This is a genomic window from Ferrovibrio sp. (genome assembly GCF_017994015.1).
GTDB lineage: Bacteria > Pseudomonadota > Alphaproteobacteria > Ferrovibrionales > Ferrovibrionaceae > Ferrovibrio.
The window spans coordinates 82,271-101,964 of the sequence record NZ_JAGOLP010000008.1 but is presented as its reverse complement, the minus strand read 5'-3'; the positions used below and the strand labels follow the sequence as shown (position 1 = coordinate 101,964).

Sequence of the window (19,694 nt, the reverse complement as noted above, 5' to 3'; positions counted from 1 at the left end):
GGCCCCGGCCGTGCTGATCCTGCATGGCTCGCATGGCCTGGGCGACGGCTCGCTCTTCTATCCGCAGGCCAAGGCGCTGGCGGATCGTGGCATCTCCGCCTTTGTGGTGCATTATTTCGACGGCCTGGGCGCCGCCCGCAAGGCTGCGCCCTCGCTGCATGACGAGCGGGAGAAGGTGATTGCCGATGCAATCTCCTATGTCTCGCGGCTTGGTTATGTCGATGCCGAGAAGATTGGCGTGTTTGGCCTGTCGCTCGGCGGCTTCCACGCCCTCAGCCTGGGCAGCCGGGATCAGCGGGTGCAGGCGGTGGTGAACATGTTTGGCGCCATGCCGGCGGAAGTGCAGCGCCGCGGCGTTGACCGCATGCCGCCCACCCTGGTGCTGCATGGCGACCGCGATCGCATCGTGCCGGTGCGCAAGGCGCATGAACTGGCCAGCCTGCTCAAGGATGTTGGCGCCGAATATGAAGTGAAGATTTATAACGGCGAGGGCCATGCCTTCAGGGGCGCCGCCAAGGAAGACAGTATTTCGCGCACCACCGATTTCTTTGAGCGCCATCTCGGCAATGACCGCGGCCTGCTCGACAAGCCGATTGAACTGGATATCGCCCTGGCGCCGATGGTGCCGGATACCGACACATTGCCGATCCGCTCCTTCACCCTGGGTGATGAAGCCAGCCTGGGCAATCTGGCATTGGCGAGCCTGAATCTGGGCAATCTGGCCTCGGAACAGCAGGTTCTGGCCCGCGCCACGGCGGCCGATGATGCCGACGACACCCTGCGTGAATTGACGCCGGAAGAGATCAAGGCGGAAGCCGCCATGCTCGACCTGCCGCCGATGGCGGAAGACGTTCCGATCAACTGACCCGGCCCGATCATCTGATCCGGCCAATCAACTGATATCGACGCTTTGCCGCCGCGCTTACAGCAGCGCGTTCTGCCTCGGCGGCTCGAAATAGCGCAGCAGCACCGCCAGTTCACGCCCCCGGCGCAATATGCGCCCGCCCTGGCCCAGAATGGCGAAAGCACCCTGGCGGCGTGCCAGTTTTGGGGTTTTCACGATCCGGTAGAGAGCCCCGTCGGCACTGCGCCGGAACACTGCGAAGCTACAGCTTTCCTTATCATGGCCGATGGCATAGTCACGCCACTCGCCGCGCCCGACCATGCGCGAATACAGGTTTAGGATCAGGGAGAATTCGCGCCGGTCGAAAAAAATCGCCCGATCTGCCGGCAGCACCTTGTCGGCACCGGGCGACTTGTCGGTCCCTGGCGCCTTGGCCGCAGCCCGTTTGTCTGCGGCGTGGCGAAACTGATTTAGGGCGATGACTTCGCTCATGCCGCGACAGCCCACCTCCATGACGAATACATGACGCAAGCTTGGCCCGACAATGCCGGCCCGTCAACCCATCAAACAGCGCCGGCAGCCGGCTCAAAGTTCCTTGAGCAATTCCTCGACCGAATTTTCGTCCATCACCTGGTCGCCCTTGGCCAGCAAATCCTTGCGGCGTTCTTCGCCGGTGTAATTGGATACACGATGCCGACGACGATCTGGGCCGAAGAAATCATCCGTGCGCACGAATGTGCGCGGACTTTCGATCACCACAGTAATGCGCTTGGCCATGGTAGAGGCGGAAAACGGCTTGACCAGGAATTCGGTGACGCCAGCATCGCGGGCTTTCATCACTTTCCATTCCTCAGACTGCGCCGTCACCATCACGATCGGTACAAACACATTCTTGGAAGCCGGGTTTTTGCGGACCCATTGCACGAAGCCGATGCCATCCATCTCTCCGTCCATGTGCCATTCGGAAAAGATGATGTCGACCACGTTGTTTTCGAGATAGGCCAGAGCATCCTTGGCATTGATCGCCTCGGCCACCTTGGAAATGCCAAGCGGACGCAGCACTTCCTTGATCAATTGCATATGGTTGTTATTGCTCTCGACCACCAGGCAGGCAACATTGTTGAGCTTGTAAGCCATTGGGGCGGCCGCTAGTCGAACAGCTCGATGCTGCCAGCGGTATTCTGCACGGCGGTGATCTTCTTCGCCGTTTCGCGCTGGAACACTGCCTTGGCATTGGCATCCTCGATCTGCTTCATGCGCACCACCCCGGTCTCGGGGAAATACTGCACCTTGCGCGGCAGATTGCCGCGCAGGTCGGCGCCCAATATCCTGAATCCTTCTGCCTTGAGATACCGCTCGACAAAATCGGCATTCTGGTGGCCGATGCCGCGCAGGCCGGAAAGTACATTGGCGCCACCGAAGATTTTCACCTCCAGCCGCTCGCGCCGGCCACCCACAGCCAGAATGCCGTTGATCAACTGCTCCATCGAATAGCTGCCGTAACGCAAGCTGGCCGAGAAGGGCAGGTCAGGGTTATTGTCGCCGCCTTTATCCGGCAGCAGGAAATGATTCATGCCGCCCTTGCCTGCGATGGGATCGCGGATACAGGCGGCGATGCATGAGCCCAGCACCGTGGCCAGCATCTCGCCAGGCTGGGTGCTGACATAAAAATCACCCTGAAACACCTGCACCACATGCACCTTGAGCACAGGGTCATAGTAGCGGCGGCGCTCGCTCATGGGGGCGACGCCGAAGCCAGCTTCGTTGCGCTGTAATTTTATGACGGGCGTGCTCATGCTTTTTGCATCATGGACCGTTCACCGCCTCGGGTTCAAGGCCGGTGACATCATTGCGCACAGCATCATTCCATTGCACCCCGTCGAGCCGAGCGCCGCCCAGATTGGCGCCGCTCAGATCACAGCGCATGCGCCGTCCGGTGCGTTCGCCTTGGGCCGAGAGAATTTCAGCACTGCCAAACACCGCCTCGCCGAGATCGGCAAAGCGAAAATCGGCACCCGTCAGGCTGGAACCAAGAATAGTGACACCCGCTGCGCGTGCATCACGTGCATCAATCCCGGAAAGATCGGCGAAACGGAACACCGCACGCTCCAGCCGCGCCTCACGCAGCTTGGCGCCGCGCATTCTGATCCCGGACAAATCCTGCCCGCGCAGATCAAAGCCCGACAAATCAGCGCCGCGCAGGTTGGCTGGCTGGCCCCGGCCAGTCTGTACCCAGCGGCGATGCTCCTCCAGCGCCGCCATGATTTCCTCCGGGCTGAGCGGCTTGGGTGGTGCCAGCGGTTCGGGGGCCAGATTGGCCATCACCAGATTGGCGCCGTAGGTTTCCACCCCGGTCAGATCAACACCATGCAGATGTGCGTCGGTCAGGTTGGCGCCCTGCAGCGTGGCGCCGGCCAGCTTGGCACCACTCAACTCAGCACCCATCAGATTGGCGCCGACCAGGCTGGCACCGCCAAGATTGGCATTCGACAGATCAACCTGGGCCAATTGGCAATCGGTCAGCGCGGAATTCTCCAGATTGGCACCGGCCAGATTGCTACCGGTAAAATCAGCACCCAGAGCATCTACGCCAGCGAGATTTGCCCCAGCAAAATTGCTACCGGTGATATTCTGCCTTAGCACAGCAATGCCAGAGCCGGGCCCTGTAGCCGCAGCCGCCTCCGGCGGCGGGCCGAGCTCCAGGCCACGGCGGAAATTGACCCCCGCCATCACTGCATTGGAAAAGTTGGTCGCCTCCAGCACGGCGCCTCGCATATCGGCTCGGGTCAGGTCAGCGCCGCTGCAATCCGCCCCGCTTAGGTCGGCCTTAAAAAAGCTGCATTGCATCAGGCTGCTGCCCTGGAACTGGCAATTCCGCAACACTGCCTGGGTGAAATTTGCACGCCGCAAATCTGCTTTTGAGAGATCGGCGCCGCTCAGGTCCTTGCCCGTAAAATCGGCCGCCTTGCCCGTCGGCAAGCCCTTCAGCCAAAGCTGATGGTGATGCAGCATTTCCTTGATATCAAGCGCATCCATCGGCGGCTGTCATCCTCAAGACCGCAAGCGGCCGGCACATTTGTTACGGCCCGGGCCAAGCTGAAAAGTATCAGGAAACGGCCGGCAAACGATTGCCGGCCGCCTCCGCCACCGGAAGAATATGGGCCGACGCCGGCTCGCCTGCAATCGCTTAGATACGAGGCAATGCAGGGAAATCCGACGCCGGCATTAGAAGTTGGTAATTCCGGTTGCGGATTATTCGTAATTGCCGAACGGCAGATGCTTTTTGCCTCGGCTTGTGGCTAAATGGGCAATAAGGACGTTAACAATAAAACAACAGGGGATTCGCGTGGCGCGCAAAAACGGCGTGACACAGCCGCAGCGACAACCGGACCAGCGGGAAGTCGATGCCCGGAAAAAACAGCCGGCGGCAGATAAGCCGGCCGGAATCCGGAATCATGCGCCGCCAACCGCCGCAGAGCGTGAATTACTCGATTTCATTGCCCTGGTGATGCTGGCGATCAAGGAAGAGATTGAGGACCTGCGTAACGCCCAAGGCAAATCGGCCCAGGCTTTCAGCGCGCAGTTGATGGAAATCGGCAGCCAGTTGCCCGGCTCGCCGGCCATGGCGGCCATCGTTGGCCTGATGCAGGGCGACGACCTGCGCAACCAGCGCCAGCAACATGTGGTGAATGCACTGCGTTATGTGGAAGACCTGATTCGTGAACGCTGCGGTCGTGAATGGGAGCCAACCCTGACCGAACGCGCCACCGGCTGGGGCGAAGGCCTGCTGGCTGGCCAGAATCTTGAGCAGGTGCGGGCGCATTTTCATCACTATCTGCTTGGTTCCAGCGACATGCCGCCGCAGCAGCAAGCCAAGCCGGCAAAACAGCCGGCCCCTGACGAGGAAGTGGAACTTTTCTGAGGCTGGATGGCTTGCCGATTGCTTGTCTCGTTCGAAAGGATTAGCCTCAAGGCATACAACCGCCACAATGAATGATCGGGCCGCTTAGCTCGACCGCCTGAGGGTATTCCAACGCTATGTCGGATGAGAGCCAGAAAAAAGGCGAATTCATCGAACCGCCGAACTTTCTTAAAATGAAGGTTGGCGCTGGTGGTTTTGATAAGCAGGCAATCAAGGAAGCGGAAACGGCGGTCCAGGCGCTGGGCCAGAGGATGTATGAGCAATGGGCCGACAAAGACCTCGGCCGTATGCGCGAAGCTTTTGATGAATTGCGCAAAACCAACCTGGATGATCCGCAGGGCGTCCAGGCAATGCTGCGCATCTGCTGGGATATGAAGGGCCTGGGCGGCACTTTCGGCTTTCCGCTGGTCAGCGAAATCACGCATTTCCTCAGCAATTACCTGGAGCATTGCCTGAACAATCAGGATGCCAGGATCAGCAGCGCCGTGGTGCAGCCGCATATCGACGCGCTCTATGTGGTGCTGAGCCAGAAGATCGGCGGCGATGGCGGCGCCATCGGACGCGAACTGGTGCGAGGGCTGGAAACTGTGGTGCTGAAAACCGGCGCGCGTATCGGCGGGCGTGGCTGAAGCAACCTCACGCAACTTCTGATTCAAAATATTGTGTTGGCTTGTTGACAGAACCACTGCATGCAGCGGTTCTGCCTTGACCCTGCGACTCGGCAAGATTAAGGTCAAACCGAATCGGACAGAGCGCCGATTCGGTTGAGCCGAATCAAACCCTTATCGCAGGATTCCGCCTTGGACAGCGCGCGTTGGTCGCAGCAGCAGGAAGACGAGCGATTTGCCTTCGACGCCGAGGCGGTGATCGATGTGGAGGTGGAGGATTTGCCACCCCGCGACGAGCCGCGCCGCGACACCGCGCTACCCAGGCTAGCCGACCACTTTAATCCGGAGACGGAAATTCACGGCCAGAGCCTATCGCAACTTGCGGTCCATTCGCTTTGGATTGTTGACTACCTGCGCGGCTTGGGTCGCACTGAAATGGCCGATGGCGACCTGGATAGCCTGGTACGTTGCGCCGATGACCTGGAAAGCTCGATCATGCTGATGTTTCAGCTTGCAGGCGGCACCCGCCAGGAACTGCATCAGCGTTATGCCGAATTGAAGCTTGCCACTTTGGCGCGTCAGGCCGCCACCTTTACCATGTCGCGGCGGCAATAACCGCCCAGCAAAAGCCGGCCGATCAATTTCCGGCCCACCTGCGGCGATTTTAACCTTTGCATATGCTCAATTTAACAACGTAACCCCTTTGCCCGCGCCACCGGCTCGGCTAGGCTGCCTTCCAGCGGCGGAAAGCCGGTGTAAACTGTCTCGCCGCGAAGGGGGCAAAACATGCAGCCGTTCGGCATCGTCAAAACCGACGACGCAATCCAGCTCAAACTGGCGGCGACAATGGATTTGCGCGCCGCAGAGCCTTTGTTGCAATCCGTGCAGGAAGGCCTTGGTATGGGTGGCGGCAAGATGGTGGTGGATGCCTCCGCCGTCGACCGCCTGTCCACGCCCTGCGTTCAGGTTCTCATCGCCGCGCTCCAGCATATGGAGCAGAATGGCACACCTTTTGTCATCAAGTCGCCGAGCGATGCTTTCGTCTCCGCCTTCGATGACCTGGGGTTATTTTCGTATCTCATGAAATGGCCGGTAGAAACATGACTAAAACCGTCCTCACGGTCGACGATTCCAAGACCATGCTGCAAATGCTTCAGTTTGCACTGAAGCAGGGTGGCTATACTGTCATCCAAGGCGAAAACGGCCAGGAAGGCCTGGATTTGCTGGAACAGCATGACGTGGATGTCATCATCAGCGACATCAACATGCCTGTGATGGATGGCATCACCTTCATCAAGGAATTGCGCAAGTTGCCGAAATGCAAGGCGACGCCGGTGCTGATCCTGACCACCGAGAGCAGCCAGGCAAAAAAGGCCGAAGGCCGTGCCGCCGGCGCCACCGGCTGGATCGTCAAACCGTTCGACCCCGCCAAGCTGCTGGAAGTGATCCGCAAGGTCAGCCCATGATTATGCCTGGGCGCCAGAATGTGCGCCCCTGAGCCGAAGGACCAGTCCGATGGATGAACTGCAACAGTTCAAGCAGACTTTCTTCCAGGAATGCGAGGAGTTGCTCGGCGATCTGGAAGGCCATCTCATGGCCTTGCAGGCCGGCGAAGGCGACAGCAACACGCTGAACGCCGTTTTCCGCGCCATCCACTCGATCAAGGGCGGCGCTGGTGCTTTCGGCTTCGACCGATTGGTGAATTTCGCTCATATTTTCGAGACCGTGCTCGATCTGATGCGCGATGGCCGGCTGGAACCAAACCCGGATTCCGTGCTGCTGGTGCTGCGTTGCGCCGATATCCTGTCTGATCTGGTGCGCGCCGCGCAAACCGGTGGCGACCTGCCGCCCGAACATGAGAATGACGGCCGCCGTTCACTGATTGCGCTGGCAGCCACCGTGGGCGTGAATGCCGATCCGCATGCCGCAGATGCCGAACTGGCGGCGCTGGACGCCGAACTGGGCCTCAACAACATCGCCGCCGAGCCGGAACCGGAACCCGAACCGGCCAAGGTGCCCCAGCTTAAATATCTGGTCAAATTCGCGCCGCACGATGCGCTCTACCAGCGCGCCAACGAACCGCTGATCCTGATCCGGGAATTGCGCAATCTCGGCGGCTTCCTGGCCCGCGCCGATGCCAGCGCCCTGCCCAGCCTGGACCAGCTCAATCCCGAAGGCGCCTATATCCGCTGGGAATTTGATATCGAGACCGACCAGGGCGAAGACGCCATCCGCGATGTCTTCGAATTTGTGCTCGATGATTGCGACCTGGAAATCACCTGCCTCAATCCGCCGGCCGCATCCGCCATCGCGGCGCAAGCCGAAAGCCCGGCCGCCAGCCAGCCGGCCCCGGCGGCCATGGCCGTGTCGGCCACTGCTGACGCGGCCTCACAGGCGGTAGCGGAGTCCCATCCGGCAGCGTCGCAGCCACAAACGCCGGCTCATCCCGCCGACCATGATACGCATGGCGATACCCACAAGGCGGATCCTCATAAGGCCGATCCGCATGCCACCACCGCCAAGCCAAAGGCCGAAGGCGGCGGCGGCGGCGGTGAAACCAAGGCGGTGCGTTCGATCCGCGTTGATCTCGACCGTGTCGACAAGCTGGTCAACATGGTGGGCGAGCTGGTTATCACCCATGCCATGATCGCGCAGCAGACCGAGCATCTGCATGCCGATCAGCATCCTGAACTGGCCAATGGCCTGGCCGAATTGTCGCATCACATCCGCGATTTGCAGGAAAGTGTGATGGCGATGCGGGCCCAGCCAGTGAAAAGCGTGTTCGCGCGCCTGCCCCGCCTGGTGCGCGAACTGGCGCAGCTCACCAACAAGAAGATCCGGCTCGACATGAGTGGCGAGAATACCGAGATCGACAAGACGGTGATTGAGCAGCTTGGCGACCCGCTGACCCACATGATCCGCAATTCCTGCGACCACGGCATTGAAAGCCCGGAAGACCGCGTGGCGGTGGGTAAGCCGCCGGAGGGTGTGATCCATGTTTCGGCCGATCAGCGCGGCGGCCGGATCGTGATCGAAATCTCCGACGATGGCCGCGGTATCAACCGCGACAAGGTGATGAAGAAGGCGATCGAGAAGAAGCTGGTCGCCCCCGATGCAGTGCTGAGCAACGAGGAAATCGACAACCTGATTTTCCTGCCCGGCTTCTCCACCGCCGACCAGGTGTCGAATATTTCCGGCCGCGGCGTCGGCATGGATGTGGTGCGCCAGAATATCCAGTCGCTCGGCGGTCGCGTGCATATCCAGTCGCGGCCGAGCCAGGGCTCGTCTTTCATCCTCACCCTGCCCCTCACCCTGGCGGTGCTGGATGGCATGGTGTTGAAAGTTGGCGTGCAGAGCTACATCCTGCCGCTGGCCAATATCGTGGAAAGCCTGCGGCCGGAAGCCGATCAGATCAATGTGGTGGCCAATGCCAGCCAGTTGCTGCGCATCCGTGGCGAATATGTGCCGCTGGTCTATCTGCATCGTATTTTCAAGGTGCCGGACGGCATCGACGATCCAACCAAGGCGCTGGTTATCATTGTAGAACTGGAAGACAGCACCAAGATGGGCTTGGTGGTGGACGAAATCATTGGCCAGCAGCAGGTGGTTATCAAAAGCCTGGAAGAGAATTTTGACCCGATCCGGGGTGTTGGCGCCGCCACCATTCTCGGCAACGGCCGCGTGTCGCTGATTCTGGACGTTGCCGGCATCAAGTATATCGCTGAACGCGAAACGCAGCGGCCGGCGCTGCGCACAGTGGGCGGCAACGTGACGGCGCTCAGCGCCGCCGCGGCATCGTGACGTAACAGGAGGTCAGGACATGTCAGGCACAGCACAGGCCGGCACCGCCCAAGCCGCAGCAGAAGCGGCTAACCGCTCCAGCCGTACCATCCAGTTGATCTCCTTCACCGTGGGTAACGAAGAATACGGCGTTGACATCATGGCGGTGCGCGAAATTCGCGCCTGGTCGGAAACCACGCCGCTGCCCAATACGCCGGAAGTGGTGCGTGGCGTGATCAACATGCGCGGCGCCATTGTGCCGATCTTCGACCTGCGCGCCCGCTTCGGCATGCAGCGCACTGAACCGACCAAATACAATGTGGTGATCATCGTTTCCGTCGCCTCGCGCATCGTCGGCATCCTGGTGGATGCGGTATCCGACATCATCACCATCAATGAAGATGAAATCCGCTCGATGCCGGAGATGGAGCAGGTTTCCGGTATCGGTTTCATGGAAGGGCTGATCACGGTGGGCGAACGCATGGTGGGCCTGATCGGGCTGGACCGCATGTTCTCCGGCCGGATGCTGGAAGCTGCCGAAGGCATGCCGAAGCCGACCATGCTGGCCGGGCCGGCCGAAAATGCCGGCGCGGCCTGATCCGAGCTTAATGGAATGATCAGCAAGGCCTCAACTTCTGCCGACCCGGTGGCCGATGATCGTGAATTCACCTTCTCGACCGATGACTATGCTTTTCTGGCACGGCTGCTGAAGGAAAAGACCGGCATCGATCTCGGGCCATCGAAGCAGAACATGGTTTATGCACGCCTGGCCAAGCGCCTGCGCAAGCTGCATATCCCCAGTTTCCGCGCCTATTGCGATTTTATCGCCAGCCCGGAAGGTATCGACGAACTGGGCGCGACGCTGAACGCGCTGACCACCAACCTGACCAAGTTCTTTCGCGAGAATCATCATTTTGAACATCTCGCCGATCAGGGCCTGAGCGAAATCCGCAGTCGTGCCGCCACTGCCGGCAAGAAACTGCGCATCTGGTCGGCCGGCTGCTCATCCGGCGAGGAACCCTATTCCATTGCCATCACCCTGCGCCGCGCCATGCCCGATATCGGCCAGTGGGATGCCAAGATTCTGGCCACTGACATTGACACCGAGATGGTGCGGCGTGGCAACGAAGGCATCTACAATGCCGAGGCGCTGGAAGGCATGGCGCCCGATCTGCGCGAGAAATATTTTGAGCAGCACGGCCCCGGTAAGGTGCAGGTGAAGCCTGAAGTGCGCCAGATGATCAGCTTCAAACACCTCAATCTGATGGCGCAATGGCCGATGAAGGGGCCATTCGATGTCATCTTCTGCCGCAATGTGGTGATCTACTTCGACAAGGACACCCAGCGCGTGCTGTTCGACCGCTATGCCAATCTGCTAGTGCCGGGCGGCTTTCTCTATATCGGCCACTCGGAGAATCTGTTCGGTATTACCGAAAGGTTCAAACTGCTGGGCCGCAATATCCATCGCAAGATCGCTTAAGCGATCACAGACCGGGCATCGTCATGGCCAAGAAGATAAAAGTACTGATCGTCGACGATTCAGCTCTTATCCGGCAGTTGCTGACCTCTGCCCTGAGCAGCGACCCGGAAATTGAGGTGGTGGGCGCGGCGCCTGATCCATTGGTGGCGCGCACCATGATTAAGGAACTGAATCCAGATGTGCTGACCCTGGATGTGGAAATGCCGAATATGGACGGCATCTCCTTCCTGGAAAAAATCATGCGGCTGCGGCCGATGCCGGTGGTGATGGTTTCCACCCTGACCCAGAAGGGCGCCAGCATCACCATGCAGGCGCTTGAAATGGGCGCGGTGGATTTTGTGCCCAAGCCGACGCTGGATATCAAACACGCGCTGGAAGAGATCAAGGGCGATCTGCTGGCCAAGGTTAAGATGGCGGCCGGCGCCCGGGTCACGGCGCGCAGCCGACCGGTTGAAGGCGCGGTGCCGAAACGCCTCACCCCCGGCCCCGGCTTCACCTCCACCGACATCATCGTGGCCATCGGCTCATCCACTGGCGGCGTTGAGGCGTTGAAGGAAGTCATCACCGTGCTGCCGCCAGACAGCCCGCCGGTGCTGATCACCCAGCATATGCCGCCACGCTTCACCGGCAGCTTTGCCGCCCGGCTCGACTCGCTGTCGGCGGTCGCGGTTTCGGAGGCCAAGGACGGCGTGCGGGTGTTTCCCGGTCATGTCTATATCGCGCCGGGCGATTTTCATCTCACCCTGCACCGCTCGGGCGGACATTACTACACCAAGCTGAACAAGGAGCCGCCAGTTTCGGGCCATCGCCCCTCGGTGGATGTCTTGTTCACCTCGGTTGCCGAACATGCCGGCCATAACGCCATCGGCGTGATTCTGACCGGCATGGGCAAGGATGGCGCGGCGGGACTGAAAAAGATGCTGGAAGCCGGCGCCCAGACCATTGGCCAGGACGAGGCGACCAGCCTGGTCTATGGCATGCCGAAAGCAGCCAAGATCGTCGGCGCGGTGCAGCAGGAAGCACCAATCGGACAGATTGCGGCCGAGATACTCAACCGCTGCAAACAGCGCTGAGATGTTGCGATGCCGGGCTTCCGGCATTGAGATGATTGGGTTTTTGGGTTATTCATCGCGCAGTAACCGCTGCCACGGGTGGATTGGCGGCAGGGGTGACTGGTAAAGGGAAGGAGCGGGAACCGACATGCCGGCGGCCAGCCAACTTCGAGTTCTCATTGTCGACGATCAGATGAGCATGCGCGGCATTGCCCGCTATTGCTTGCAGGAAATCGGCATCAAAAATGTAGTCGAGGCCAAAAGCGGCAATGAAGCGCTGCTGGCCATGAATTCCAACAAGTTCGATCTCATCATTTCCGACTGGAACATGGATGGGATGGACGGCCTCACTTTGCTCAAGACCATTCGCGCCAATCCGCTGACCAAACGGATGCCCTTCATCATGGCGACCGGCCAGCGTGATACCGAATTGGTGAAAACCGCGATTACTGCCGGCGTGAACAATTACATGGTCAAGCCGTTCAACGCCGCCACGATGAAGCAGAAAATCGAAGCCGTGTTGGGCAAGCTCGGCTAAACCGGATCGTGACGCCGCTTGGCCTGGATGCTTTTCTTCCCTATCTGATCAATCGGACTGGCGTGCGTCTGGTGGCGCGCTTCACTGTGGTGTTGCGCCGCGAAGGCCTCAGCATCCAGGATTGGCGCGTTCTGGCCGCGCTGAACGAGCAGGATGGCCAGCGTCTGTCCGATCTGGCCGAGCGCACCTCGATCGAAATATCCACCTTGTCGCGCATCATCGGCAGCATGGAGAAGCAGCATCTGCTGAACCGCAGCCGCGCCAGCGGCGATGCCCGCGCCGTTGCCATCCGCTTGGCGCCGCGCGGCACCGAGATGGTGGCGCGACTGATCCCGGCGGCCCAGGCTTTGGAGCGCACTGCGCTGGCCGGCCTGGATGCCGAAGCGGAAGCGCAGCTCAAGGCCTTGCTGCGCCGGGTATATGCCAATCTGAGTTAAAGACAACGATCCAGGAAGCCGATCACATCGGCGGTCACAGCATCGCGGTTGAGATCATTGAGCAATTCATGCCGCGCCTGATCGTAGAAGATATGCTCCACGCGGCTGAGGCCCGCAGCCTTGTAGGCATCCAGCAACTGCACCAGGCCGCGCGTGCCGGCGGAAACCGGATCATGCCGGCCGGCTACCAGCAGCAAGGGCAGATCCTTCGGGATGCGCGCCTGTTCAACCGACGCACTCAATTGCGACAGGCCATCCAGGAAATCGATCCAGAATTGCGTTGTCATCTGGTGGCCGCAGAAGGGATCGGCGATATAGGCATCCACCTCGGCGGCATCGCGCGACAGCCAGTCGAATTCGGTCCGCGCCGGCTCGAAGCGTTTGTTGAAAGCGCCGAAGCTCATCTTGTGAATCAGCGCGCTATTGCCGCGCCGGCCCAGCCGCAGCCGCTCCAGCCGCGCAATCAGCTTGCCTAGGGCGGCGATCGGCGGCGGTTTGCCATTGGAGGCACACAACACCGCACCCCGGATGCTGCCGCCATGCAGCTGCACATAACGCTGCGCCATGAACGAGCCCATCGAATGGCCGAATAGCAAAACCGGCAGATCGCCCTCGGCGGCGGCACAGAAGCGATTGATCTGCGCCAGATCGGCAATGGCGTGGTTCCAGCCATCAGCATCGGCCATATGGCCCAGCATGCCGCCCTCGCCCTGGGCGCTGCGGCCATGGCCACGATGATCGAAGGCATAAACCGCATAACCGGCAGCATTCAGCGCCGCAGCAAAGCGGGCATAGCGCCCGGCATGTTCGGCCATGCCATGGGCAATCTGCACCACGGCTTTGGGCCTGGGCGCGGCGGCAGTGGGATCGGGGCGCCAGGCATCACCACGCAGGATCAGGCCATCGGCATCGGAGCGGAGTTCAAGTGCGGCATGGGTCATGGGCCCAGTTTAACCCGGCTCTGGACCCATTGTAAGGCGACATCTGCACCCTTGCCCCGGGCCGCTTTCCCAAGTCTAATTATTGTCACCGGAGGAATTCGACATGACCCATCTGCCTAATTCGCTGCAAGCCCGCGACATCGCCCATGTGCTGCACCCCTATACCAATCTGGTGAAACATGAGAAGGCCGGGCCGCTGGTGATCGAGCGTGGCAAGGGCATCTATGTCTATGACGACAGCGGCAAGGAATATATCGAGGGCATGGCCGGGCTGTGGTGCGCCGGGCTGGGCTTCGACGAGCCTGCCCTGGTGGATGCCGCCGTGGAGCAGATGCGCAAGCTGCCCTTCTACCATACTTTCGGCCACAAGAGCGCCGGGCCGGTGATTGACCTGGCCGAGAAGCTGAAAAGCCTGTCGCCGGTGCCGGTCTCCAAGGTGTTTTTTGTCAATTCCGGCTCGGAAGCCAACGACACCCAGATGAAATTTATCTGGTATTACAACAATGCCATCGGCCGGCCGAAGAAAAAGACCATCCTGTCGCGCCAGCGCGGCTATCACGGCGTCACCATCGCTTCCGGCAGCCTGACCGGCCTGCCGGCCAACCACCGCGCCTTCGATCTGCCGATTGCCGGCGTGAAGCATGTTGATTGCCCGCATTACTACCGCAACGCCGAACCGGGCGAGAGCGAGGCCGAATACACCGCCCGCCTGGCCCGCAATCTGGATGAGTTCATCCAGCGCGAAGGGCCGGATACCGTGGCCGCGTTTTTTGCCGAACCTGTACTGGGCGCCGGCGGCGTGATCGTGCCACCGGCGGGCTATTACCCGGCAATGCAAGCGGTGTTGCGCAAATACGATATCCTCAGCGTATCCGACGAAGTGATCTGCGGTTTTGGCCGCACCGGCAATGTGTGGGGCAGCCAGACACTGGATTACCAGCCCGACCTGATCTCCTGTGCCAAGCAGCTTTCCTCGGCCTATCTGCCGATTGCCGCCTGCCTGATCTCGGAGCCGGTTTACGAGGCGATCCGCGACCAATCCGGCACCATCGGCACCTTTGGCCATGGCTTCACCTATGGCGGCCATCCGGTTTCGGCGGCGGTGGCCTTGCGCACCCTGCAAATCTATGAGGAACGTAACATCTACGCCCATGTCGCGGCAGTTGCGCCGCATTTCCAGGCCCGCTTGCGCCGCCTGGCCGATCATCCTCTGGTGGGTGAGGCACGCGGCGTCGGCCTGATCGGCGCGGTGGAATTGGTGGCCAACAAAACCACCCGGCAGAATTTTGATCCGGCCAAGGCAGTGGGCGCCACCTGCGCCGCCTTTGCCCAGGAAGAAGGCCTGATCCAGCGCTCCCTGGCTGGTGATGCGCTGGCTTTCTGCCCGCCAATGATCATCACCGAAAGCGAAATCGACGAAATGTTTGACCGTTTTGAGCGCGCCCTGGCCCGCACCGAAGCCTGGATATCCGCCGAGGGGCTGCGCCCCGCTGCCTGAAATAGTGGCAGCATATAAATGTCATGTGATGGCTTGGGGCGGCGAAAACCCCATGCTATCCTTGGCTGTAGAACACAGCCCATAGATTGCCAGAACGCATAATCTCAGCATGATGATCGATCAGCATACCCAGGAAGGGAACGAGCTCGTTTCGCGCATTGAGGCGCGGGCGATGCAGATTTTCAAATTCACGGAAAATCCGGCCGAACGGCGCGACAATGTGATGGGATTCCGTCGTTTCAGCGCCATGATCGACGACTTCCATCAATCCGCCGAGGTGGCCGAAGGCCGGCTGACCCTGCTGAAATCCGACCGGCGCGACGAATTGCGCCGCTATGTGACCCAGATCCGCGCCAAAATCCTGAAAATGGAAATCGACATTACCCAGAGTTATCTGGAGGGGCTGATTGAGGCCCAGGCGCCGCTGCCCTATGGGGCGCGCGAATTCTTTTCGGCCCGCCTGCGGCGGCTTGGCGAACTGGCTCAGATGCTGTCAGACGGCCCGAATGCCGATGGTTCGGCCGACGAGCTGATGCAGCATATGCGCGCCATGTTGCAGATGCTGCTTGATCGCTCGCCGGAACTGGAAGTGTTTGAGCGCGACCCCAATCAGCGCCCGCTCGCCCGCAGCCGCCCGCCCACACCGACCACTGCCAAAGTGCGCGGCGGCGCCGTGGCCCCCGCCGCGCCGCCACCGCCCAAGCAGGTGCCATTGCCGGCCGTGGTGAAGCTGGAACACCGCGACGAATGGGGCCGCCTGTTCCTGTCAAAAGGCAGCTTCGACGTGGTGACCCAGGTTTGCCGCACCAAGGGCCTGTCGCTCGACAACATCGCCAGCAAGATGGGCGTGACCCGCATCGCCCTGACCCTGATCCTCAACGGCCAGGATCCGATCCCGCGCAACATGCTGGATGTGCTGCACCGTTCATTGAACGGCAGCCATTAAAAATCAGCCTGCGGCGGGCTTCACTTCGCCCAGTTCCACCAGCACTTCATTGGCGGCCTTGAAGGCATCCAGGCCGGCCGGAATGCCGCAATAGATCGTGGCTTGCAGCAGGATTTCGCGGATTTCGTCCACCGTCACGCCATTGGTGATGGCGCCGCGCACATGCAGCTTCAGTTCCGGCGTGCGGCCCAGCGCGGTCAGCATAGCCAGGTTCAGCATTGAGCGCGTCTTGCGCTCCAGCCCCGGCCGATCCCAGACATAGCCCCAGCAGAATTCAGTGGTGACATGCTGGAAGGTCATGGTGAAGTCGGTCGCCTTGGCCAGCGAGCCATCAACATAATCGCTGCCCAGCACCTCGCGCCGCACCTTCAAGCCGGCCTCGAACAATTCCTTGGTTTCCTTCACCGACATGTTTGCTGTTCCTCCGCTTATGATCCGCTCAGGTTAAATTCCCTGGCAAGCAATTGATAGCTTTTCAGCTTCACGGTCGGATCGTGGGTCCAGGTCAGGATCACCAATTCCTCCACCTGCAATTCAGCCGCCAGCTTGCGCAGCCGCGCGCCCAGTTCAGCCGGTGTGCCGATCAGCGCATGTTGTCGGTCGCGCTCCAGCTTGGCACGTTCGGCCGGGCTGTAGTCATAGGCCAAAGCGGCTTCCGGGGTTTGCAGCGCCAGCAATTCGCCGCGATCCCGCGCCTGGCGCCAGCGCGCCCGGGTCATGAACTGGTGCTCGGCCTCAGCCCGGGTTTCCGCCGCCAGCGCCCAGACACAAACCGAAGCCAGCGGCCGGGTCAAAGCCTGGCCCGGCTTGAAATAGCGCCGGTAGATTTCCAGTGCTTCGTCGGCGCCGCGCCCATCGGTGATGAAATAGGCAAACGAATAAGGCAGGCCAAAATGCGCCGCCAGTTGCGCGCCGTAATTCGACGAGCCGAGCATCCATAAATCCGGCCTGGTCGGGCTTTGCGGCAGGGCGCGGATGCCATGGCGCGGATCGCCTTCGGCTGGCGTATAGCCGGCCAGCCAGCCTTCCAGGTCACGCACCTGGGCCGGGAATTCATCGGCCTCGCTCATATGCGCATGCGGGTTGAGCGCATAGGCGGTGCGGCGATCAGCGCCCGGCGCGCGGCCAACACCGATATCGATACGGCCCGGCGCAAGCGCATCCAGCACGCGGAATTGCTCCGCCACTTTCAGCGCATTGTAATGCGGCAGCATCACCCCGGCGCTGCCGATGCGGATGCGGCTGGTGCGCGCTGCAATCGCCGCCATCAGGATTTCCGGCGCGGTGCCAACGATGCTGTCATGATTGTGATGCTCGGAAACCCAGAAGCGCTGATAGCCGAGCGCCTCGGCCTGTTCCGCCAGCGCCAGGGTCTCGCGAATAGCCTGGTCCTGGCCGCGTCCGGCAGCGGCGGTGGATTGATCAAGAATGGATAATTTCAGCATGCCGGCAAGATAACGCGGCAATCCGGTTTGCCCAGAGCCAGCACGGGCCTATCTTAAGCCTTGTGACCCGCCTCAGCCGCTTTCAGCTTCTGGCTTATGCCGCACCCGGCCTGCCCGGCGCCATGCTGCTTTTGCCGCTTTATGTGCATCTGCCCACCTTCTATGCCGAACAGGTTGGCCTGGGCCTCAGCGTTGTCGGCGGTGTGTTACTGGCAGCAAGGCTGTGGGATATCGCCATCGACCCCGCAATCGGCTGGCTCAGCGACCGCACCCGGAGCCGCCTTGGCCGGCGCAAGCCCTGGCTGATCGGCGCCCTGGTGCCGATCCTGCTCAGCGCCTGGATGCTGTTTATGCCGCCTGAAGGCGCCGGCTGGCAGCATCTGCTGCTATGGACCATGCTGCTTTATCTCGGCGCCGCCATGCTGCAAATCCCCTATCTTGCCTGGGGCGCCGAACTTTCATCGGATTATGCCGAACGCACCCGCATCACCGGCTGGCGCGAAGCCCTGATTGTGGCTGGCACGCTGATTGCGGTGCTGATCCCGGCGCTGCTACCGCAACATGGCCTGGCCGCCCTGGCGCTGACCATCAGCGTGCTGCTGCCGCCGGCAGTGCTGCTGGCCTGCCTGCGGCTGCGCCATGGCGATCAGACGGCTAGCGCCACTGCCCCCTTGGACCGCGCCGCGTTGCGGCAGCTTTGGCGCAACGGCCCATTCCGCAGATTATTGCTGGCCTGGCTGCTGAACGGCACCGCCAATGGCCTGCCGGCCACGCTGGTGTTGCTTTATGTCAGCCATGTGCTGCACATGCCGGAACTGGCAGGCGCCGTGCTGCTGGCCTATTTCGCCGCCGGCATTGCCGCCGTGCCGCTATGGCTGTGGCTTGCCGGCCGCTTTGGCAAACACCGGGTCTGGTGTGGCGCCATGCTGTGGACCTGCGGCTTTTTTCTGCTGGTGCCACTGCTTGGCCCCGGCGATGGCGCCTGGTTCATCGCCATTTCGGTTCTGACCGGCCTCAGCCTGGGCGCAGATCTGGCATTGCCACCGGCTATGCAGGCGGATGTGATCGATCTGGACGAAGCCCGCCATGGCCGCCAGCGCGCCGGGCTGTTTTTTGCCCTCTGGGGCATGGCCACCAAGGCAGCACTGGCGGCAGCGGTGGGCATCGCCTTCCCGCTGCTTGATCTGTTCGGCTTTTCGGCCCAGGGCAACAATAGCGCTGCGGCGCTGTTTGGCCTTACCGCGCTCTACTGCCTGGCGCCGGTCGGCTTCAAGCTGGCCGCCATACTGCTGATGCTGCGTTATCCGCTTGGCCCGGCACGCCAGGCGCGGCTGCGGCTCAGGATCGAGCGGCGCGGTTCTCGGCGCGCGGCAACAGAATGAAGTTTATCCAGTTGGCCAATTCGCGCTCGCGCTGACTGCGCTCCAGCACACTGCCGTCCAGGCCATGCGCCCAGGCCAGATCGTGGCGCGCGGGATCGGCATGCAGGGCGCGGAGATCACCAAGATAGCGCTGTAACGCCGCTGCATCGGCAAATAATCCATCTGCCAGCAGGTGCTTGCCGTAACGCTGCATCACCGCGGCAATTTCGTTGAAATCATATTCCGGGTGATACTGCACCGCCCAGGCATGCGGCCCGGCCAGGGCATCGCCATAACTGGCCGCCTGCACATCACTGATCGCATTGCCGGCCAGCACGCTCATGCCGGCTGGCACTTCCACCACTTCATCCAGATGCACGCAGATGGCATCAAACACCGCCCCCTTGCCATCCAGCAAAGGATGCGCGCCACCGGCCGCGCTACGCTGGATGCGGCGTGCAATGCCAATCTCGCGGCCTTTCGGATTTTTATGCACCCGGCCGCCAAGGGCCGTGGCGATCACCTGCAAGCCCCAGCACGAGCCGAACAGGCTGCAACCGGCATCCAAAGCCGCCTTGGCCAGATCAATCTGACGGGTGATTTCCGGCGACATGTCATAGACATTCAGCGCCGAGCCGGTGAAGGCGACACCATCGAATGCACCCAGCGCCAGCGCAGCCAGCGGCCCATCGGCAGGCTGCACGATGGCGATATCCGCCGCCGGGCAGATGCCGCGCAGCACAGCTGCATAACGCGGCCCGCTGGCCGAGCCGCCGGCGCGGCTATTGGCGGCATTGGTGGCGGCGGTGTTGCCATCCACCACAAGAATCCGGGGTGCCATG

23 protein-coding genes are annotated in these 19,694 nt (G+C 61.3%); 15 read left to right on the top strand and 8 right to left on the bottom strand.

Annotated elements, in window-relative coordinates; genetic code table 11:
- The coding region (locus tag KBB36_RS07080; RefSeq protein WP_290978270.1) for an alpha/beta fold hydrolase at window positions 1-865 on the top strand (865 nt) is incomplete at its 5' end.
- Between the two features lie 57 nt (window positions 866-922).
- Here KBB36_RS07080 and KBB36_RS07075 read toward each other — a convergent pair.
- The 4 genes from KBB36_RS07075 to KBB36_RS07060 all read right to left on the bottom strand — a co-directional run bounded on the left by KBB36_RS07075 (window position 923) and on the right by KBB36_RS07060 (window position 3,880).
- Entirely contained in the window at window positions 923-1,336 is a 414-nt protein-coding gene (locus KBB36_RS07075) for a DUF2794 domain-containing protein (RefSeq protein ID WP_290978269.1), read from the bottom strand.
- Between the two features lie 93 nt (window positions 1,337-1,429).
- Window positions 1,430-1,981, bottom strand: coding sequence for a response regulator (locus tag KBB36_RS07070; protein ID WP_290978268.1), 552 nt, complete (start codon window positions 1,979-1,981; stop codon window positions 1,430-1,432).
- Between the two features lie 11 nt (window positions 1,982-1,992).
- Entirely contained in the window at window positions 1,993-2,640 is a 648-nt protein-coding gene (locus KBB36_RS07065) for a chemoreceptor glutamine deamidase CheD (protein ID WP_290978267.1), read from the bottom strand.
- 10 nt (window positions 2,641-2,650) lie between these two features.
- The gene (locus KBB36_RS07060) at window positions 2,651-3,880 is read right to left on the bottom strand and encodes a pentapeptide repeat-containing protein (protein WP_290978266.1); all 1,230 of its coding nucleotides are present in this window, start codon (window positions 3,878-3,880) and stop codon (window positions 2,651-2,653) included.
- Between the two features lie 310 nt (window positions 3,881-4,190).
- Between KBB36_RS07060 and KBB36_RS07055 the strand changes: the two genes are divergently transcribed.
- The 11 genes from KBB36_RS07055 to KBB36_RS07005 all read left to right on the top strand — a co-directional run bounded on the left by KBB36_RS07055 (window position 4,191) and on the right by KBB36_RS07005 (window position 12,661).
- The gene (locus tag KBB36_RS07055; protein ID WP_290978265.1) at window positions 4,191-4,766 is read left to right on the top strand and encodes a hypothetical protein; all 576 of its coding nucleotides are present in this window, start codon (window positions 4,191-4,193) and stop codon (window positions 4,764-4,766) included.
- A 116-nt stretch (window positions 4,767-4,882) separates the two neighbouring features.
- Window positions 4,883-5,395 carry an Hpt domain-containing protein gene (locus KBB36_RS07050; protein WP_290978264.1) on the top strand — a complete coding sequence of 171 codons (513 nt, stop codon included), beginning with the start codon at window positions 4,883-4,885 and terminating at the stop codon, window positions 5,393-5,395.
- A 171-nt stretch (window positions 5,396-5,566) separates the two neighbouring features.
- Complete coding sequence (locus KBB36_RS07045) at window positions 5,567-5,989, top strand: hypothetical protein (protein ID WP_290978263.1); 423 nt, start codon at window positions 5,567-5,569, stop codon at window positions 5,987-5,989.
- A 171-nt stretch (window positions 5,990-6,160) separates the two neighbouring features.
- Window positions 6,161-6,478 carry an STAS domain-containing protein gene (locus KBB36_RS07040; RefSeq protein WP_290978262.1) on the top strand — a complete coding sequence of 106 codons (318 nt, stop codon included), beginning with the start codon at window positions 6,161-6,163 and terminating at the stop codon, window positions 6,476-6,478.
- Window positions 6,475-6,840 (top strand): response regulator, encoded by a 366-nt coding sequence (locus KBB36_RS07035; protein ID WP_290978261.1) that lies wholly within the window; start codon window positions 6,475-6,477, stop codon window positions 6,838-6,840. The genes KBB36_RS07040 and KBB36_RS07035 overlap by 4 nt, the downstream gene beginning before the upstream one ends.
- 49 nt (window positions 6,841-6,889) lie before the next feature.
- Window positions 6,890-9,175, top strand: a complete 2,286-nt coding sequence (locus KBB36_RS07030; RefSeq protein WP_290978260.1) for a chemotaxis protein CheA — start codon at window positions 6,890-6,892, stop codon at window positions 9,173-9,175.
- A 19-nt stretch (window positions 9,176-9,194) separates the two neighbouring features.
- Window positions 9,195-9,752 (top strand): chemotaxis protein CheW, encoded by a 558-nt coding sequence (locus KBB36_RS07025; protein ID WP_290978259.1) that lies wholly within the window; start codon window positions 9,195-9,197, stop codon window positions 9,750-9,752.
- A 15-nt stretch (window positions 9,753-9,767) separates the two neighbouring features.
- Complete coding sequence (locus tag KBB36_RS07020) at window positions 9,768-10,634, top strand: protein-glutamate O-methyltransferase CheR (RefSeq protein WP_290978258.1); 867 nt, start codon at window positions 9,768-9,770, stop codon at window positions 10,632-10,634.
- 23 nt (window positions 10,635-10,657) lie between these two features.
- Window positions 10,658-11,707, top strand: a complete 1,050-nt coding sequence (locus KBB36_RS07015) for a chemotaxis response regulator protein-glutamate methylesterase (protein ID WP_290978257.1) — start codon at window positions 10,658-10,660, stop codon at window positions 11,705-11,707.
- 127 nt (window positions 11,708-11,834) lie between these two features.
- Window positions 11,835-12,224, top strand: coding sequence for a response regulator (locus KBB36_RS07010; protein ID WP_290978256.1), 390 nt, complete (start codon window positions 11,835-11,837; stop codon window positions 12,222-12,224).
- A gap of 8 nt (window positions 12,225-12,232) precedes the next feature.
- Complete coding sequence (locus KBB36_RS07005; RefSeq protein ID WP_290978255.1) at window positions 12,233-12,661, top strand: MarR family transcriptional regulator; 429 nt, start codon at window positions 12,233-12,235, stop codon at window positions 12,659-12,661.
- Here the strand turns inward: KBB36_RS07005 and KBB36_RS07000 are convergent.
- The gene (locus tag KBB36_RS07000; RefSeq protein WP_290978254.1) at window positions 12,658-13,602 is read right to left on the bottom strand and encodes an alpha/beta fold hydrolase; all 945 of its coding nucleotides are present in this window, start codon (window positions 13,600-13,602) and stop codon (window positions 12,658-12,660) included. The two genes, KBB36_RS07005 and KBB36_RS07000, sit on opposite strands and share 4 nt — an antisense overlap.
- A gap of 103 nt (window positions 13,603-13,705) precedes the next feature.
- Between KBB36_RS07000 and KBB36_RS06995 the strand changes: the two genes are divergently transcribed.
- Window positions 13,706-15,100, top strand: coding sequence for an aspartate aminotransferase family protein (locus KBB36_RS06995; protein WP_290978253.1), 1,395 nt, complete (start codon window positions 13,706-13,708; stop codon window positions 15,098-15,100).
- Between the two features lie 109 nt (window positions 15,101-15,209).
- The gene (locus KBB36_RS06990) at window positions 15,210-16,046 is read left to right on the top strand and encodes a hypothetical protein (RefSeq protein WP_290978252.1); all 837 of its coding nucleotides are present in this window, start codon (window positions 15,210-15,212) and stop codon (window positions 16,044-16,046) included.
- A 3-nt stretch (window positions 16,047-16,049) separates the two neighbouring features.
- On the opposite strand, the gene KBB36_RS06985 is transcribed toward KBB36_RS06990, so the two are convergent.
- Together KBB36_RS06985 and KBB36_RS06980 are read right to left on the bottom strand one after the other, a co-directional pair.
- A complete protein-coding gene (locus tag KBB36_RS06985; protein ID WP_290978251.1) occupies window positions 16,050-16,457 on the bottom strand; it encodes a carboxymuconolactone decarboxylase family protein in 408 nt (135 codons plus the stop codon).
- A gap of 17 nt (window positions 16,458-16,474) precedes the next feature.
- The gene (locus KBB36_RS06980) at window positions 16,475-17,512 is read right to left on the bottom strand and encodes an LLM class flavin-dependent oxidoreductase (protein WP_290978250.1); all 1,038 of its coding nucleotides are present in this window, start codon (window positions 17,510-17,512) and stop codon (window positions 16,475-16,477) included.
- Window positions 17,513-17,553: 41 nt separating this feature from the next.
- On the opposite strand from KBB36_RS06980, the gene KBB36_RS06975 reads away from it, so the two are divergent.
- Window positions 17,554-18,873: an MFS transporter gene (locus tag KBB36_RS06975; protein WP_290978249.1), complete on the top strand. Its 1,320-nt coding sequence runs from the start codon at window positions 17,554-17,556 to the stop codon at window positions 18,871-18,873.
- On the opposite strand, the gene KBB36_RS06970 is transcribed toward KBB36_RS06975, so the two are convergent.
- Window positions 18,830-19,693: a type 1 glutamine amidotransferase gene (locus tag KBB36_RS06970; RefSeq protein WP_290978248.1), complete on the bottom strand. Its 864-nt coding sequence runs from the start codon at window positions 19,691-19,693 to the stop codon at window positions 18,830-18,832. The genes KBB36_RS06975 and KBB36_RS06970 overlap by 44 nt on opposite strands.
- Window position 19,694: the final 1 nt, after the last annotated feature.

Coding starts and splice junctions, on each gene's coding strand:
- KBB36_RS07075 (WP_290978269.1), bottom strand. CDS start 1,336: ATGAGCGAAGTCATCGCCCTAAATCAGTTTCGCCACGCCGCAGACAAA.
- KBB36_RS07070 (WP_290978268.1), bottom strand. CDS start 1,981: ATGGCTTACAAGCTCAACAATGTTGCCTGCCTGGTGGTCGAGAGCAAT.
- KBB36_RS07065 (WP_290978267.1), bottom strand. CDS start 2,640: ATGAGCACGCCCGTCATAAAATTACAGCGCAACGAAGCTGGCTTCGGC.
- KBB36_RS07060 (WP_290978266.1), bottom strand. CDS start 3,880: ATGGATGCGCTTGATATCAAGGAAATGCTGCATCACCATCAGCTTTGG.
- KBB36_RS07050 (WP_290978264.1), top strand. CDS start 4,883: ATGTCGGATGAGAGCCAGAAAAAAGGCGAATTCATCGAACCGCCGAAC.
- KBB36_RS07040 (WP_290978262.1), top strand. CDS start 6,161: ATGCAGCCGTTCGGCATCGTCAAAACCGACGACGCAATCCAGCTCAAA.
- KBB36_RS07035 (WP_290978261.1), top strand. CDS start 6,475: ATGACTAAAACCGTCCTCACGGTCGACGATTCCAAGACCATGCTGCAA.
- KBB36_RS07030 (WP_290978260.1), top strand. CDS start 6,890: ATGGATGAACTGCAACAGTTCAAGCAGACTTTCTTCCAGGAATGCGAG.
- KBB36_RS07025 (WP_290978259.1), top strand. CDS start 9,195: ATGTCAGGCACAGCACAGGCCGGCACCGCCCAAGCCGCAGCAGAAGCG.
- KBB36_RS07020 (WP_290978258.1), top strand. CDS start 9,768: ATGATCAGCAAGGCCTCAACTTCTGCCGACCCGGTGGCCGATGATCGT.
- KBB36_RS07015 (WP_290978257.1), top strand. CDS start 10,658: ATGGCCAAGAAGATAAAAGTACTGATCGTCGACGATTCAGCTCTTATC.
- KBB36_RS07010 (WP_290978256.1), top strand. CDS start 11,835: ATGCCGGCGGCCAGCCAACTTCGAGTTCTCATTGTCGACGATCAGATG.
- KBB36_RS07000 (WP_290978254.1), bottom strand. CDS start 13,602: ATGACCCATGCCGCACTTGAACTCCGCTCCGATGCCGATGGCCTGATC.
- KBB36_RS06995 (WP_290978253.1), top strand. CDS start 13,706: ATGACCCATCTGCCTAATTCGCTGCAAGCCCGCGACATCGCCCATGTG.
- KBB36_RS06990 (WP_290978252.1), top strand. CDS start 15,210: ATGATGATCGATCAGCATACCCAGGAAGGGAACGAGCTCGTTTCGCGC.
- KBB36_RS06985 (WP_290978251.1), bottom strand. CDS start 16,457: ATGTCGGTGAAGGAAACCAAGGAATTGTTCGAGGCCGGCTTGAAGGTG.
- KBB36_RS06970 (WP_290978248.1), bottom strand. CDS start 19,693: ATGGCACCCCGGATTCTTGTGGTGGATGGCAACACCGCCGCCACCAAT.